This is a genomic window from Paraburkholderia sp. SIMBA_054 (assembly GCF_046534875.1).
Classification (GTDB): domain Bacteria; phylum Pseudomonadota; class Gammaproteobacteria; order Burkholderiales; family Burkholderiaceae; genus Paraburkholderia; species Paraburkholderia hospita.
On the sequence record NZ_JAWRXV010000072.1, the window covers coordinates 36934 to 52470 of the forward strand.

General features: G+C 64.0%; 10 protein-coding genes and 1 riboswitch. Of the genes, 6 read left to right on the plus strand and 4 right to left on the minus strand.

What is annotated here, in order from left to right:
• Nucleotides 1-65: 65 nt before the first annotated feature.
• Together SB822_RS47020 and pdeR are read left to right on the plus strand one after the other, a co-directional pair.
• The gene (locus SB822_RS47020) at nucleotides 66-4568 is read left to right on the plus strand and encodes a DEAD/DEAH box helicase (RefSeq protein WP_410857917.1); all 4503 of its coding nucleotides are present in this window, start codon (nucleotides 66-68) and stop codon (nucleotides 4566-4568) included.
• Nucleotides 4569-5677: 1109 nt separating this feature from the next.
• Nucleotides 5678-7681 (plus strand): cyclic di-GMP phosphodiesterase, encoded by a 2004-nt coding sequence (gene pdeR, locus SB822_RS47025; RefSeq protein WP_410857914.1) that lies wholly within the window; start codon nucleotides 5678-5680, stop codon nucleotides 7679-7681.
• Nucleotides 7682-7872: 191 nt separating this feature from the next.
• Here the strand turns inward: pdeR and SB822_RS47030 are convergent, their stop codons facing one another.
• From SB822_RS47030 to SB822_RS47040, 3 genes are all read right to left on the minus strand, one after another.
• Entirely contained in the window at nucleotides 7873-8751 is an 879-nt protein-coding gene (locus tag SB822_RS47030) for a crotonase/enoyl-CoA hydratase family protein (protein WP_410857915.1), read from the minus strand.
• Nucleotides 8752-9188: 437 nt separating this feature from the next.
• Nucleotides 9189-10289, minus strand: a complete 1101-nt coding sequence (locus SB822_RS47035; RefSeq protein ID WP_410857916.1) for a malate/lactate/ureidoglycolate dehydrogenase — start codon at nucleotides 10287-10289, stop codon at nucleotides 9189-9191.
• 102 nt (nucleotides 10290-10391) lie between these two features.
• Entirely contained in the window at nucleotides 10392-11852 is a 1461-nt protein-coding gene (locus tag SB822_RS47040; protein ID WP_103254598.1) for a M20 family metallopeptidase, read from the minus strand.
• A gap of 193 nt (nucleotides 11853-12045) precedes the next feature.
• Here SB822_RS47040 and SB822_RS47045 point away from each other — a divergent pair, with 193 nt between their 5' ends.
• Together SB822_RS47045 and SB822_RS47050 are read left to right on the plus strand one after the other, a co-directional pair.
• Nucleotides 12046-12351 (plus strand): superinfection immunity protein, encoded by a 306-nt coding sequence (locus SB822_RS47045; RefSeq protein ID WP_007743449.1) that lies wholly within the window; start codon nucleotides 12046-12048, stop codon nucleotides 12349-12351.
• Between the two features lie 35 nt (nucleotides 12352-12386).
• Complete coding sequence (locus tag SB822_RS47050; protein ID WP_410857918.1) at nucleotides 12387-13541, plus strand: epoxide hydrolase family protein; 1155 nt, start codon at nucleotides 12387-12389, stop codon at nucleotides 13539-13541.
• A gap of 18 nt (nucleotides 13542-13559) precedes the next feature.
• Here the strand turns inward: SB822_RS47050 and SB822_RS47055 are convergent, their stop codons facing one another.
• A complete protein-coding gene (locus tag SB822_RS47055) occupies nucleotides 13560-13973 on the minus strand; it encodes a winged helix-turn-helix transcriptional regulator (protein ID WP_079501956.1) in 414 nt (137 codons plus the stop codon).
• 82 nt (nucleotides 13974-14055) lie between these two features.
• On the opposite strand from SB822_RS47055, the gene SB822_RS47060 reads away from it, so the two are divergent.
• Nucleotides 14056-14373 (plus strand): DMT family transporter, encoded by a 318-nt coding sequence (locus tag SB822_RS47060; protein WP_007743452.1) that lies wholly within the window; start codon nucleotides 14056-14058, stop codon nucleotides 14371-14373.
• Between the two features lie 46 nt (nucleotides 14374-14419).
• A riboswitch (ZMP/ZTP riboswitch) is annotated at nucleotides 14420-14517 on the plus strand.
• A gap of 39 nt (nucleotides 14518-14556) precedes the next feature.
• Nucleotides 14557-15189, plus strand: coding sequence for a LysE family translocator (locus SB822_RS47065; RefSeq protein ID WP_131244596.1), 633 nt, complete (start codon nucleotides 14557-14559; stop codon nucleotides 15187-15189).
• Nucleotides 15190-15537 lie beyond the last annotated feature (348 nt).

Consider the following 15537-nt stretch of genomic DNA (forward strand, 5'->3'; position numbering starts at 1 on the left):
CCGCGAAACCTGCGAGACTGAACAGGTCTAACGGTTTTACGGGCGTGGCACGCCGTGCACTGGATATGCGGCGCCCCGCCCCCATCTTCGATCTGATGACTTCCGCCTCTCCCGCCGCCTTCGGGCTGGCCGACCCGCTGGCCGATTTCCATCCGGCCGTCGCGGGCTGGTTCCAGAAGACCTTTGCCGCGCCCACGGACGCGCAGGTCGCCGCATGGCCGTTGATCCGCAATGGCCGGCACACGCTCGTCGCCGCGCCGACAGGTTCGGGCAAGACGCTGACCGCGTTTCTCGCCGCGCTCGACGAACTCGTCCGCGACGGGCTCGCGCACGGCGGCGCATTGCCGGACGAGACGCTGGTGGTCTACGTGTCGCCCCTCAAGGCGCTGTCGAACGATATCCGCGTCAATCTGCAGACGCCGCTCGAAGGGATCGCGAACGAACTCGCCGAACGCGGCCTGCTCGTGCCCGAGATTCGCACCGCCGTGCGCACGGGCGACACGACGCAACAGGAACGCGCCGCGCTGAAGAAGCGCGCGCCGCACATTCTCGTCACCACGCCCGAATCGCTGTACGTGCTGCTGGGCTCGGCGTCGGGCCGCAAGATGCTCGCGACGGTCCGCACGGTGATCGTCGACGAAATTCACGCGATGGCGGGCAGCAAGCGCGGCAGCCATCTCGCGCTGTCGCTCGAACGGCTCGATGCACTATGCGGCCGGCGCCTGCCGCGCATCGGCTTGTCGGCGACGCAAAAGCCGATCGAAGACGTCGCGCGCTTTCTGGTCGGCGGCGCGCGTGTCGACAGCGACGAGCCCGCCGACTGCGCGATCGTCGATGTCGGCCATGTGCGCGAGCGCGATCTCGCGCTGGAGATTCCACCCGTGCCGCTCGAAGCGGTCATGTCGAACGAAGCGTGGGAGCTCGTCTACAACCGGCTCGCCGAACTGGTCGCGCTACACCGCACCACACTCGTGTTCGTCAACACGCGGCGCATGGCCGAGCGCGTCGCGCGGCATCTGACCGAGCGTCTCGGCAAGGACGCCGTCGCCGCGCATCACGGCAGCCTCGCGAAGGAACATCGCCTCGACGCGGAGCAGCGTTTGAAGCGCGGCGAGTTGCGCGTGCTGATCGCAACGGCATCGCTGGAACTGGGCATCGATATCGGCGACGTCGATCTCGTCTGCCAGATGGGCTCGCCGCGCGCGATCGCGCCGTTTCTGCAACGCGTCGGGCGTTCGGGCCATCATGTGGGCGGCATGCCGAAGGGGCGGCTGTTCCCCGCTTCGCGCGACGATCTGATCGAATGCGCGGCGCTGCTCGATTGCGTGCGGCGCGGCGAACTCGATCTGCTGCACATTCCGCGCGCGCCGCTCGACGTGCTCGCGCAGCAGATCGTCGCTGAAGTCTGCAACGCCGAATGGAGCGAGGACGCGCTGTTCGAATGCTTTCGTCACGCCGCGCCGTATGCAACGCTCGAACGCGAGCAATACGACGCCGTGCTGCGCATGCTCGCCGAGGGCTACACGAGCCGTCACGGCCCGCGCGCCGCGTACGTGCATCGCGACGCCGTCAACGGCACATTGCGCGGTCGGCGCGGCGCGCAGCTCTACGCGGTGACATCAGGCGGCACGATTCCGGAGAACGCCGATTACACGGTGGTGCTTGAACCGCAAGGGCTCAACATCGGCACGGTCAACGAAGACTTTGCCGTCGAAAGCCTCGCAGGCGACGTGTTCCAGCTCGGCAATGCGTCGTACCGGATCATGCGCATCGAAAGCGGCCGCGTGCGCGTCGAGGACGCGCAAGGCCAGCCGCCGAACATTCCGTTCTGGCTCGGCGAGGCGCCGGGGCGCAGCGATGAATTGTCGGCGGGTGTCGCGCGACTGCGCTCGGAGATCGAGCGGCGGCTCGCCGTCGCGAAGACCACTTCGTCATTTACTTCGGATACCGATTCATTTAGCGATTCGCACGACGGCGTCGCAACCATCGCCAAGCAACCGGCCACGGTTGCGCTCGATCTCGAACCCGCCATCGGGTGGCTGGTCGAACAGACTTATTTACCCGAAGCGGCCGCGCGACAGATCGTCGAATATCTGGCGCGCGCTCGCCAGACGCTCGGCGCTCTGCCGACGCAAGACACGCTCGTCATGGAGCGTTTTTTCGATGAATCGGGCGGCACGCAGCTTGTGATTCATACGCCCTTCGGCAGCCGCGTCAATCGCGCGTGGGGTCTCGCGTTGCGCAAGCGCTTTTGCCGCACGTTCAATTTCGAGTTGCAGGCGGCCGCAACGGAGGACGCGATCGTGTTGTCGCTCACGGGTGCGCACAGCTTCGCGCTCGATGAAGTGTGGCGCTATCTGCGCTCGGAGACAGCCGAGCACGTGCTGGTCCAGGCGCTGCTCGACGCGCCGCTGTTTGGCGTGCGCTGGCGCTGGAACGCGACGACGGCGCTCGCGTTGCCGCGCTACACGGGCGGACGCAAGACGCCGCCGCCGTTGCAGCGCATGCGCAGCGACGATCTGCTCGCGACCGTGTTTCCCGATCAGGCCGCGTGCCTCGAAAACATCGCCGGTGAGCGCGAGTTGCCGAGTCATCCCCTCGTCGATCAGACACTCGACGATTGTCTGCACGAAGCGATGGATACGGATGCGTGGCTCACGTTGCTGCGCCGGATCGAAAGCGGGCATATCGCGCTTGTGAGCCGCGACCTGCCCGCGCCGTCGCCGCTCGCCGCGGAAATCCTCACGGCGAAACCGTACGCGTTTCTCGACGATGCACCGATCGAAGAACGCCGGACACAGGCCGTGCTGAATCGCCGCTACACGAGCGGCCCCGAATCCGCCGATGATCTCGGCGCGCTCGATGCCGACGCGATTGCAAGTGTCGGCGAAGAAGCGTGGCCGCAAGCGCGTAACACCGACGAGATGCACGAAGCGCTGACGGGCCTTGCGTGCATCACGGAAGCCGAGGCGCAGCGCAACGAAGGCTGGCCCGCGTGGCTCGCGGAACTCGCTAAAACAGGCCACGCCGCGCGCATGCAGATCGCGCAGCACGACGCGTTGTGGCTGCCCGCCGAGCGCCTGACGTGCCTGCGCGCGATTTATCCGCAGGCTGAAGTCAAACCGGCGCTGCGTGCGCCGAAGGGTTTCGACGAAGCCTGGACGGAAGACGACGCGCTCGTCGATGTGGTGCGCGCGCGGCTGACGGGATTCGGGCCGCTGCCGCTTGCTTCGATCGCCCGCGCGCTGGCGCTGCCCGCTTCGACCGTCGCGCAGGCGCTCACGCGGCTCGAAGCGGAAGGTTATGTGATGCGCGGCCGCTTCACACCGGGCGCCACGGATGAAGAATGGTGCGAGCGTCATCTGCTCGCGCGCATTCATCGCTATACGGTGCGGCGCTTGCGGCGCGAGATCGAACCCGTCGAGCGGCACGACTTCATGCGCTTTCTGTTCGCGTGGCAGCGCCTGACGCCCGATACGCGCGGCGAAGGGCGCGACGCGCTCGCCGCAGTGCTCGATCAGCTCGAAGGTTTTCAGGCGGCCGCGAGCGCATGGGAAGACGACATCTTGCCCGCGCGGCTGAAGGACTATTCGATCACATCGCTCGACGAGCTGTGCCGTTCCGGCAAGATCGTCTGGACGCGGCTCACGGATCGCGCGCGCGGCGCGAGCGGTCCGGTGCGCAGCACGCCCATCGTGCTGTTGCCGCGCCGCGCGCTGCCCGTGTGGACCGCACTGCTCGATACGTCGAAACAGCCGGAGCTGTCGCCGAAAGCGCAACTGGTGTTCGATACGCTGACGCAGCATGGCGCGATGTTCTTCGACGAGCTATTGGGCGACGTTCGCCTGCTGCGCGTCGAACTCGAAAACGCGCTCGGCGAACTGGTCGCGGCGGGCCTCGTCAATTCGGATAGTTTCGCGGGTTTGCGCGCGCTGCTGAAACCCGTCGCGAAGCGCAACGCGTCGTACTTTCCGAGCCGGCGTCCGCGCGGCGCGGGCGCGTTGATCGGCGGCATGGACGATGCGGGACGCTGGGCGCTGTTGCGGCGGCCGGTCGCCACTGGGCCGGATGAACCCGCGCCCTCTCCTTCTCGACGTTCTTCGACTTACGCGCCGGAAGTGATCGAGCATGTCGCGATGGCGTTGTTGCGGCGTTATGGCGTCGTGTTCTGGCGGCTGCTGGAACGCGAAGCTGAATGGCTGCCGCCGTGGCGCGATCTGCTGCGCGTGTATCAGCGACTCGAAGCGCGCGGCCAGGTGCGCGGCGGGCGCTTCGTCAACGGTCTCGCGGGCGAGCAGTTCGCGCTGCCTGAAGCGATACCACTGTTGCGCGAAGTGCGCCGTCATGCGAACGACGGTGCTTTTGTGTGTGTTGCGGGTACTGATCCGCTGAATCTGGTCGGCACGTTGCTGCCGGGTAACAAGGTGCCTGCTGTTACGGGCAATCGCGTGCTGTATCGCGATGGTGTGCCCGTCGCGTCGCTCGTGGCCGCCGAGTTCAACCTGCCCGATGATGCCGATGGCGAGACGAAGCAGTTGATGCGTATGAGGCTCGCGCGGCGATACTGAATAGATGGTGTTTTGGTTTTGGTTTGCGCTGGCATCCGCGATTTGCCTTCGCGCTTCAAGCGTCGCCCCTGTGCGGGGCGGCACCTACTTTTCTTTGCCGCCGCAAAGAAAAGTAGGCAAAAGAAAGCGGCTCACACCGCCAACATTTCTTCTTGCCTGAGGGCCCCCAAAGGGTCTTACGCTTCACACGGCAGCATTCCTGTTCGCGTTCGTTGCCAACGCTTCGAATGAGCGCCTCACCCACTTCAAACACCCGCACAAAGGCGAGCGGCAGCGAATGGTTTGCGCCGCCCAGGTGGCAAACTGTGTGTAGGTTGTCGCGTCGTATAGGGTAGCGCTCTTACAGGGTGAAACGCATGCGCTATCGGTCCGGAGTGAGGCGTGCGAGGCACTACGGCCTACACACAGTTTGCCACCTGGGCGGCCGTGGAATATCTGGCACGCATGGTGAAGCGCGGGTGCGTGAAGCGGGTGAGGCGCACCGCAAGAGCGTTGGCAACGAACATGGGTCACGTGATTGCCGCGTGAAGCATAAGACCGTGTGGGGGCCCTCAGGCAAAAACTAGGACTAGCGGTGTTAGCCGCTTTCTTTTGCCTACTTTTCTTTGCGGCGGCAAAGAAAAGTAGGTGCCGCCCCGCACAGGGGCGACGCGTGAAGCACGAAGGCATAACGCGGATGCCAGCGCAAACGCAAAAACGCCAAACCGGATACCAGCAAAAACCCAACCAAACCAAACCAGCGGCGGAGCCACTGACGGCCCTGCCACGAACAGACGACAGCGTACTCATCTCTCCCCCCTCGGAAAGGTGGACAACCGGCCAGGTCTGCCGTCGCGCTTTTTGATTGCCACGCGAGCATCGCAAAGGAGCACGTGCGTGCGCAATCGCGCGTGAACGTTTGCGGAACCAATCCCTGAAATGCATCATTTTTTTCTATGCTTTCTGGTTAAAGAAAGCTGATCCAAAGGTCGTTAATCAATTCGGAGCCGTACGTCCGGCCGCTTCGTTACAATGAAGCAAGTCAGTCATCGATAAAACTCTTCGCCGCCGCGTGCTGTACTCGTATTCGGAGCTCGACTGGAGGCAACTTTTTTGCCCGGGGACCCTTCATGAACGACGATCAACACGATCAGGTGCTTTTCGCCCGGTTCGGAACGAGCAGCCCCTGCTGGCGGCTGTCGAGCGACAGCAATGCGCTCGAACTGACGCCCGAAACGGATGACAACACGGCCACGGTCGCCATTGCCCTATCGGGTGCGCAGGCCGCGCAGATTCGCCGGCTCACGGGCGTCACCGCGCACCTGACCATGGACGTACGCCTGTTCGGCGAAGCGCTGCGTCTGCATCTGGTCGGCAAGAAGCTCAACAGCAGCACTTGGGCGGGCACGGCTTCGGCGTATGAAGACACCGAATCCGTCGCGCGCGATCTGGTGCATGGGCTGTCGTTCGCCGAGCAGGTCGTGTCGGAAGTCAATTCCGTGGTCGTGATCGTCGACAAGAACGGCCGCATCCAGCGCTTCAACCGGCTCGCCGAAGAACTCACGGGCATGAAGGAAGAAGACGTGGTCGGGCGCAGCGTGTGGGCGCTGTTCATGTCGTCGGAAGCGGGCGCGGCGTCGAGCCAGAACATTTCGGGCTTTTTCAATCAGGGCGTCGCCTATGAAGTCGAGCGGCGCGTGCGCACCGTGCACGGCGAGCGGCTTTTCCTGTTTCGCAACAAGTTCGTGATGAGCGGCAGCGGCGTCGACGAACAGTTTCTGATCTGCTCGGGCACCGACATCACGGAGGAACGCCGCGCGCAGGAGCGTCTGTCGGAACTGGCGAACACCGATTCGCTGACGGGCCTGCCTAACCGCAACGCGATTCACGACAAGACGCGCGCGGCCATCGCCAGCGCGGCGGCGGGCGAATCCGTCGGCATTCTGTTTCTCGATCTCGACAACTTCAAGAAGGTCAACGACCACTACGGCCACGTGTTCGGCGACCGGCTGATCCAGGATGTTTCGTCGGCCGTGCGCGAGTGCCTCGCCGACGAGGACACGCTTGCGCGGCTGGGCGGCGACGAGTTCATCGTGCTGTCGCCCGTTGCTTCCGTCGGGTCGATGGAAGCGATGGCGCAGCGCATTCTGGAGCGGCTGCGCGTGCCGTTCAGCCTCGGGCTCGTCGAGGTCTACACGGGCTGCTCGATTGGCATCGCGATGTTCCCCGAGCATGGCGACAGCCTCGAAGCGCTGATCCGCGCCGCCGACACCGCCATGTACGTCGCCAAGGACGACGGCAAGCGTACCTATCGCGTGTTCTCGCCGGAGATGAACCGCAAGGTCGCCGAGTACATGTGGCTCGATACGAACCTGCGTCGCGGGCTCGAAGAAGGCCAGTTGACGCTGCACTATCAACCGAAGCTGTCGCTGGCCACGGGCACCGTGTACGGCGTCGAGGCGCTGGTGCGCTGGAATTCGCCGGAGCGCGGGCAGATCATGCCCGCCGCGTTCATTCGCTACGCGGAAGAGTCGGGGCTGATCGGGCCACTTGGCCGCTGGGTCATGCAGACGGCGGCCGAACAGGCCTCGCAATGGAAGGCGCGCGGGCTGTCGCTGCGCGTGGCGATCAACGTGTCGGCGCGGCAACTGGTGGATACGGCCGTGGTGTCGCATTTCACGGAGGCCTTGCAGCGCGCGCAGCTCGATCCTTGCCTGCTCGATATCGAGCTGACGGAGAGCTGCCTGATCGAAGACGAAGCGGCCGCGATCGACCTGATTACGCAATTCCGCGATCTCGGCGCGCAGGTCCATCTGGATGATTTCGGCACAGGCTATTCGTCGCTGTCGCAGCTTGGGCGCATACCGCTCGACGTCATCAAGCTGGACCGCAGCTTCGTGAGTTCGATCAACGCGGACAGGAAATCTCAGGCGCTGGTGCGCTCGATGGTGGCCGTCGCGCAGGCACTGCAACTGAAGGTGGTGGCGGAAGGAATCGAGACGGAGTCGGAAGAGCTGTTCATGAAGGGGCTAGGCGTCGAATACGTGCAGGGGTTTCTCTACGGCAGGCCGATGCCCGCAGCCGAATTCGAGCGCTGGCTGCATGACAGGCAGAAGATCCGCTTGATCGCCTGAACCCCCGAAAAGTTCGCTGGACCTTTGGAATCTCCCGCCTGTCGGCCGCTCATACGGCTGGCTACTGCGTATTGCATGCTGCTTGATGCCTTTACTACGTTGATAGTTGCGTCAATACCTGACGGGTGCAGACGGAGCGCGTAACGCTAAGCGCGGGGGCGTTCTGCCAATCAGACTACTGTCCTTCCTGCTTACGCAACGTTCATCGCAGCCGGGCGCAGATTGCTCGCGCGGCGGTTTTGCAGCATCACGAGCCGCTCCATGAAGGCGAGATCCTTCTCCTCGATCGTGAACGCGGACTGCACCCAATCCTCGGTAATTTCCATCAGTTCGGCGCGCGACAGCTGCAGCACGCGCTGACGCGCCCGCACCATCGCGCGGATGCCGTTGAGTTTGGGGCGCAACGTGTCGATGAAGGTGCGCGTCGCGATATACGCCTCGCCCGGCTCGAACAGATGGTCGACGAGGCCGCGGCTTTCGTGCCACTCGGCCGTGTGCGATTCGCCGCCGCCGATCAGTTCTTCCGCGAGGCGCATGCCCGCCTTGCGCGCGACGAGCGAATAGCCGCCCATGCCCGGGAACAGGTTGAAGGCGATCTCCGGGAAGCCCATCCGCGCGTCGTTCTGCGCGAGCACGAAATGATGCGCGAGCGCCGCTTCGAAGCCGCCGCCGAGCGCGCTGCCCTCTATCATCGCAATCGAAATCGCGCCGGTGTCGAAGCCACGCGCGGCCGCATGCACGCAATCGACACAGGCACGCGCATACGCCATCAACTCCTGGCGGCGGCCTGCGCGAATCGCGTCGGCAAAAAAGCTGAGATCGCCGCCGACGTTGAACATCGTCGGAATCACGGAGCCTGTCACCCAAAAATCGATGCGCACATTGGAATCGCGCGCGGCCCGCGCGAGTTCAAGAATGTCGTGCACCAGTTCGAGGTTGAAGCATGGACGCGGTTGCGCGCGCAACATCATCCACATGACGTTGCGCTCTTCTTCGTAATACGCGGAGATTTGCGACAGCTTGCCAGCTTCGAGGAACGGACGGCAGGCGTGATGGTTTTGCAGATTCATTTTGAATGGTCCTTTTTGAAGTTAAAAACTCGGGTGAAGCATTGCGAGCCTAAAACAGACCAGAATCTGATGGGGCGGCCTAACCAACAGAAGAATGCAGTTCTTCATAAGTATGGCGACGCCCGCTGGACGGGCTTCTTGCCAGGCGCGGCTGGCGCAAACGATTGCCGTCCAGAATAAAACTTCAAACAAACGTTCTCGCCGTCGCTTTAATAAGGGCGCAAAGCGGTAATTAGAATATCTGTTTTAATTTGAGGTGAATTGTCGAGGCAAACGTTTTAATGCAATCCGAAGTTATTCTGATTGCATTGTTTTGCGAATTCGTGGCAAGGAGAGGCAAAAAGCGGCAAAGCGGCGAGGCCGCGCTTTTCAGTCGGTGTTTGACGTGCGTCGGTCGATCGATGCGCGTGCAATTGCATCCGCAGTGACGGCGCGCTTTACTGCAAGCGCGCGGACCAGCTATCAGCGTTTTCCTGCGACAGTCCCGCCGCGAGCGCCGCCTCGCGGATCTGCCGCCACGTCTGCGGATCGACGGGAATGCCGTTGGCCTCGCGCTCGGCACGCGTCGCGCGCTCCGGCTCGCCCGGCGCATAGATGCGCTCCGCTCCGCCGGCGAGCGGCGACGCCTTCACCCACTCGACGAACGCATCCGCCTCGGCCTCGGCGTTGGGCGCATCGAAGGCGGCGGGATCGGCGATCACCGACAGCATGCAGTTGATGATCGCGTTGGTCTTTTGCAGCGTGTCCTCGTGCGTCGTGTAGCCGCCCGACAGCGCGCCGCCGAAGATCTCGCACATAGCCGCAAGCCCGAAGCCCTTGTGTCCGCCCGCCTGTCCGCCAACGGGCATCAGCGCGCCGAACGGCGCCTCCATCATCACTTTCGGCTCGACGGTCGGTTTGCCTTCGTGATCGATCAGCGCGCCGGGCGGCACCTGCTTGCCCTGGTTGTACGCGACGCGCGTCTTGCCGTACGCGACGGCGCTGGTCGCGAAGTCGAGCACGAGCGGCGCCTTGCCCTCGCGCGGAAAGGCCGCGCAAAACGGATTGGTGCCAATGCGGCGGTCCGCGCCGCCGAACGGCGCGACGAGCGGATCGCCCGCCACGTTGACGAAGTGAAACGACGCGAGCCCCGCCTTCGCGCACTGCTCGGCCCAATGCCCGATCCGGCCGATGTGATGCGCGTTGCGCAGCGCGACGGCACACACGCCGAGCTTTTTCGCGCGCTCGATGCCGAGTTCCATCGCCTCGTGTGCGACGACCTGGCCGAAGCCCTTGCCGCCATCGACGGTCAGCACCGCGCCGACGTCCTTCACGACGCTCGCGTGCGCGTTCAACTTCAGCTCGCGATCGCGCAGCGAATCGACATAGCGCGGAATCATGCCGACGCCATGCGAATCGTGTCCCGTGAGATTGGCTGCAACGAGATGATCGGCGACGAGCTGGGCTTCACGCGGCGAACTGCCTGCCTGCTCCCATATCGCGCGCACGTAGGCGTGCAGTTGATCGACGGGAATACGGGGAGCGCGCGTGTCGTTCATTCGATGATCGGTTCGTCAAGGAAAACGGATGGACAGTGAGAGAAGCCGGCCGGCTTCTCTCACGGGGGAAAACGCTTCAGCGTCGAACGTTCGGGACAGACATCAAGGCGCGGCGGCAATCACCTCGGCGACAGCCGCCGTCAGCTTCTTGCCGTACGGCACATGCAGGAACTCGTTCGGACCGTGCGCGTTCGACTTCGGCCCGAGCACGCCGCACACCATGAACTGCGAGGTCGGGAAGCCCGCCTTCAGCACGTTCATCAGCGGGATCGTACCGCCCTGCCCAATGAACGCGACGTCCGCGCCAAAGTGCTGGCGCGAGGCGTCGTTCAGCGCAGTGCCGAGCCACGGCGCGAGTTCCGGCGCGTTCCAGCCCGTCGCGGCGCCCGCGTCCGGCTTGAACGTGACCTTCGCGTTGTACGGCGGATCGAACTCCAGCAGCGACTTCATCTGCTGCACGGCATTTTCCGCATCGACGAGCGGCGGCAGACGCAGCGACAGCTTGAACGCCGTGCGCGGACGCAGCACGTTGCCCGCATCCGCGAGCGACGGCAGGCCCGACGCGCCCGTCACCGACAGCGACGGACGCCAGGTGGAATTGAGCAGCGCTTCTTTCGGGTCGGTGGTGGTCGGGAGCACCGGGCCGCCGTCCTGGCCGCAGGCCCACGGCAGTTTTTTCCACACATCGTCACCGAGAATCTTCGCGGTCGCTTCGGCTTCATCGAGACGGTCGAGCGGAACCGGGCAATGGAAGCCCTTCGGCAGCAGCGTGCCATCCGCAGCGTCTTCGAGACGCTCGAACATTTGCCGCATGATGCGGAAGCTCGACGGCGCGATGCCGCCGTAGCCGCCCGAGTGAATGCCCTCGTCGAGCACCTGCACTTCGAGGTCGCCGGATACGAGGCCGCGCAGCGACGTGGTGAGCCACAGCTGGTCGTAGTTGCCCGCACCCGAGTCCAGGCACACGACGAGCCCGACCTTGCCGAGCCGCTCGCGCAACGCGTCGACGTATGGCAGCAGATCGTAGCTGCCCGACTCTTCGCAGGTTTCGATCAGGCCGACGCAGCGCGGCCGCTCGATGCCTTGCGCGTCGAGCGCCGCGAGCGCGGTGAGGCTGGCGTAGATCGCATAGCCGTCGTCGGCGCCGCCGCGGCCGTAGAGCTTGCCGTCTTCGAGCTTCGGCGTCCACGGGCCGAGATCGTTGCGCCAGCCGTCGAATTCCGGCTGCTTGTCGAGGTGACCGTACAGCACGATGGTGTCCGTGCTGCCCGAGCGCGTCGCGGGCGATTCGAAGAAGATCACGGGCGTGCGGCCCGGCAGGCGCACGATTTCCAGCTTCAGTCCGCGCACCGGCTGCTGCTCCGCCCACTTCGCGGCCTCCGTGGTCACGCGCTCGATAAAGCCGTGCTTTTCCCAATCGGCATCGAAAGCCGGGCTCTTCGCGGGCACGGCGATGTAATCGGTCAGCGCCGGCACGATCTCATCGTTCCATTTGCGATCGACGAATTCGCGCAGTGTGTCGTGATTTAGCTTTTGAGCTTGTTGAGTGTCGTCGGAGATCATGATGGCCATATCCGGTGCAGTCGAAACGCACATGATAGACCTTACGGCGCGGCTTGCCGAATTCGTGTGAACCTCATGTGAACCTCATGTGAACAACAAGGGCGCCTGCCTTGCAAACACCCTTCAAACGGCAAGCGGACGATGCCCGATCGCGCGACAATGGACGGATAGATTCCGCGCCTGGGGAGGTTCGATGAACGAGATGATGATACAAGGCGTCGCGACCGTCGCCGCGCTGGGGCTGTACTTTTTGCCGTCGATCATCGCCGATCGCCGCAAGCGCTATGACATGCTGACCATTGCACTATTCAATGCGTGCATGGGCTGGACGGTGTTCGGCTGGCTGGTCGCGCTGTACTGGGCGTGGCAGCCGAATCCGCCCGTCAATCTGGAAGGTGAAGTGGTGCGCTCGCGCCGCACCCTCAGCATGCGAACCTTCACGAAGGGACTCGGCGAGCGCGTGCGGTGGCGCGAATCGCGCGACCGTTCGACCAAATAGCGCGCCGCCTGCCGCTCAACGACCAGGACCACATGATGCAGATCACTCCGTTCCAGATTTCGATTCCCGACTTCGAGCTTGCCGCGCTCAAGACGCGCCTCGCGCAAACACGCTGGCCCGACACGTTCGATAGCGCGCCGTGGTCGCTCGGCACCGACATGAACTATTTGCGCGATCTCGTCGACTACTGGGCGGGCGAGTACGACTGGCGCGCGACGGAAGCGCGGCTCAATCAGGAGCCGCAATTCGTCGCGCAGGTCGGCGATCTTGCCGTGCATTTCGTGCATCGGCGCGGCACGGGTCCGAAGCCCTACCCGCTCGTCATCACGCACGGTTGGCCCGGCTCGTTCATCGAGTTCGCCGAACTGGTGCCGCAGCTGTGCGACCCGGCGTCGTTCGGCGCGGACCCCGCCGATGCATTCGATGTCGTCGTCCCGTCGATGCCCGGCTATGGCTTTTCGGAGCGGCCTTCGAAGCCGGGCATGTCGGTGTTCGCGATCGCTGGCCTGTGGGTCGAGCTGATGCGCGGCCTCGGCTACGCGCGCTTCGGCGCGCAGGGCGGCGACCTGGGCGCGGCGGTGTCGATCGCGTTGGCGGCCAACCATGCGCAGCATGTCGACGGCATTCATCTCAACTTCCTGCCGAGCTCATATGCGCCGGGCGTCGCGCCCGACGATCCGTCCATCACGCAGGAAGAGCGGGATTTTCTTGCGTCGAAGGCGATGTTCGCCGATGCCGAAGGCGCCTACGCGCACATGCACGCGACGAAGCCGAACACGGCAGCGTTCGCCTTGAACGATTCGCCTGCGGGGCTCGCCGCGTGGGTCGTCGAGAAATTCCGCGCGTGGAGCGATTGCGACGGCGACATCGAGCGTGTGTTTTCGAAGGACCAGTTGCTGACCGATCTGTCGTTGTACTGGCATACGCAGACGATCGGCTCGTCGATGCGGCTCTACGCGGAAACGCGCGCGCGGCCATTGCGCTTCGAGCCGGGCCAGCGCGTCACGCCGCCGCTCGGCTTTGCGCGTTTTCCGAAGGAGATCAGCCAGCCGCCGCGCTCGTGGATCGAACGTGTCTTCAACGTCACGCAGTTCGCCGACATGCCGCGCGGCGGGCACTTCGCGGCGATGGAACAACCTGCGCTGCTTGCCGAAGAGATACGGCGCTTCTTCCGGCCGCTGCGCGGCTGAGCGTCCAACGGCGCGACGTTATCGACGCGACTGCGCAAGCGTATCGAAGCGCTCGCGCGCGGCATCGAGCGCGCCGCCATGCGTTTCGGCCCAGCGGTCGAGCGTGACGAGCGCGTCGCTCAACGACAGCCCGAGCGCGCTCAACCGATATTCAACATGCAAGGGTTTCGTGCCGCACACGTCGCGGATCACGAGCCCATTGCGCTCCAGCTCGCGCAGCGTCTGCGACAGCACCTTCTGCGAAATACCGCCAATCTTGCGCAGCAGCGCGTTATTGCGCATCGGCCCGTCCTGCAGCGCGGGCAGGATCAGCAGCGTCCATTTACTCGCGATCAGTTCAAGCGCGAGCCGCGACGAACAGGCCTCGTCGAACACGTTGCCTGGGTGCTGCGCCTCGTTCGCGGCGTCGACGGAAGGGTCCGGCGCGGGCATTGCCATGGTTACCAGAAGGTGCGTAATGGTCAGCGGATCACTATACCTCTACGCTGCGTCCAGTCTTTAAATGGAGGTAGTGATGGCGTGGTTAATCCTGCTCGCGGCAAGCGTCGTTGAAATCCTGATGGGCCTCGCGCTCAAGTATGCGAACGGCTGGACGCGTTTCTGGCCGAGCGTCGGCGGCGTGGCGGCCGCGCTTGCGAGCGTCTTCCTGCTGACGCTCGCGATGAAGCATCTGCCCGCAGGCACCGCGTATGTCGTGTGGACGGGCATCGGATCGATGGGCATCACGCTGCTCGGCATCGTGCTGTTCGGCGATCCCGTGTCGGCGCCGCGCATCGCGTGCATGGTGATGATCGTTGCCGCGGCGGCGGCGCTCAAGTGTATCGACGGGTAGTGCCGTTTCTGTATCTGGCGTGCGCCGGCAGCGCGCGGAACAATCGACCAGTTCGCGCGACTGGCGCTCAATCGAGGTGGATCACCACCGGGGAACGCGAACCGGGATGCAGATTCCGTCACGCCGCGCGCCTGGGCCTTGCCTTGATCCTTCGACCGGTCTTCCTTCAACGGAGCTCACGCAATGCCTCAAACCTCGCATCTCGTTGCATTTGCTTTTGTCGCGCTTGGGATGGCGCTCACGCCCGGGCCCAATATGATCTATCTGATCTCGCGGTCGATCTGCCAGGGCCGCGTGGCCGGACTGATTTCGCTTGGCGGCGTGGCGCTTGGTTTCGTGGTTTATATGTTCTGCGCCGCGTTCGGCATTACGGCACTGCTGCTTGCCGTGCCGTTCGCGTATGACACGCTGCGGTTTGGTGGCGCGCTCTATCTGCTGTATCTCGCGTGGCAGGCCGTGAAGCCGGGTGGACGCTCGCCGTTCCAGGTGCGCGATTTGCCCGTCGATAGTCCGCGCAAGCTGTTCACGATGGGCTTCATTACGAATCTGCTGAATCCGAAGATTGCTGTGCTTTATCTTTCGCTGCTGCCGCAGTTTATTGATCCGCAGCATGGCAGTGTGCTTGGGCAATCGCTGATGTTTGGCGTGATACAGATCGTGTTGAGCATTTCCGTCAATTCGACGGTCGCTATGACGGCGGGGTCGATTGCTGTGTTTCTCGCGAGGAAGCCGACTTGGCTCGTCGTGCAGCGGTGGATGATGGGAACGGTGCTCGCGGGTCTCGCTGTCAGGATGGCCACGGAAGCGCGGCGCTAGTTTTGGTGCTTTGTCTGCGACGGTTGGGGGTGTTTTGGCCTTTGCGCCGGCATCCGCGTTTTGTCTTCGTGCTTCAGGTGTTGCCCCTGTGCGGGCGGCATCTATTTTGTCTGCGGCGGCTGGGTGGTTTGCTTGGGTTTGCGCTGGCATCCGCGCTATGCCTTCGTGTTCAAGCGTCGCCCCTGTGCGGGGCGGCAGCGGCTTTGTCTGCGACGGCTGGCTGGCCTGCTTGGGTTTGCGCTGGCATCCGCGCTATGTCTTCGTGCTTCAAGCGTCGCCCCTGTGCGGGGCGGCACCTACTTTTCTTTGCCGCCGCAAAGAAAAGTAGGCAAAAGAAAGCGGCTAACA

Excerpts from the sequence above, each read along its gene's own strand:
- SB822_RS47040 (WP_103254598.1), bottom strand. The coding sequence starts at position 11,852 with ATGATCTCCGACGACACTCAACAAGCTCAAAAGCTAAATCACGACACA.
- SB822_RS47045 (WP_007743449.1), top strand. The coding sequence starts at position 12,046 with ATGAACGAGATGATGATACAAGGCGTCGCGACCGTCGCCGCGCTGGGG.
- pdeR (WP_410857914.1), top strand. The coding sequence starts at position 5,678 with ATGAACGACGATCAACACGATCAGGTGCTTTTCGCCCGGTTCGGAACG.
- SB822_RS47020 (WP_410857917.1), top strand. The coding sequence starts at position 66 with ATGCGGCGCCCCGCCCCCATCTTCGATCTGATGACTTCCGCCTCTCCC.
- SB822_RS47050 (WP_410857918.1), top strand. The coding sequence starts at position 12,387 with ATGCAGATCACTCCGTTCCAGATTTCGATTCCCGACTTCGAGCTTGCC.
- SB822_RS47060 (WP_007743452.1), top strand. The coding sequence starts at position 14,056 with ATGGCGTGGTTAATCCTGCTCGCGGCAAGCGTCGTTGAAATCCTGATG.
- SB822_RS47065 (WP_131244596.1), top strand. The coding sequence starts at position 14,557 with ATGCCTCAAACCTCGCATCTCGTTGCATTTGCTTTTGTCGCGCTTGGG.
- SB822_RS47055 (WP_079501956.1), bottom strand. The coding sequence starts at position 13,973 with ATGCCCGCGCCGGACCCTTCCGTCGACGCCGCGAACGAGGCGCAGCAC.
- SB822_RS47035 (WP_410857916.1), bottom strand. The coding sequence starts at position 10,289 with ATGAACGACACGCGCGCTCCCCGTATTCCCGTCGATCAACTGCACGCC.
- SB822_RS47030 (WP_410857915.1), bottom strand. The coding sequence starts at position 8,751 with ATGAATCTGCAAAACCATCACGCCTGCCGTCCGTTCCTCGAAGCTGGC.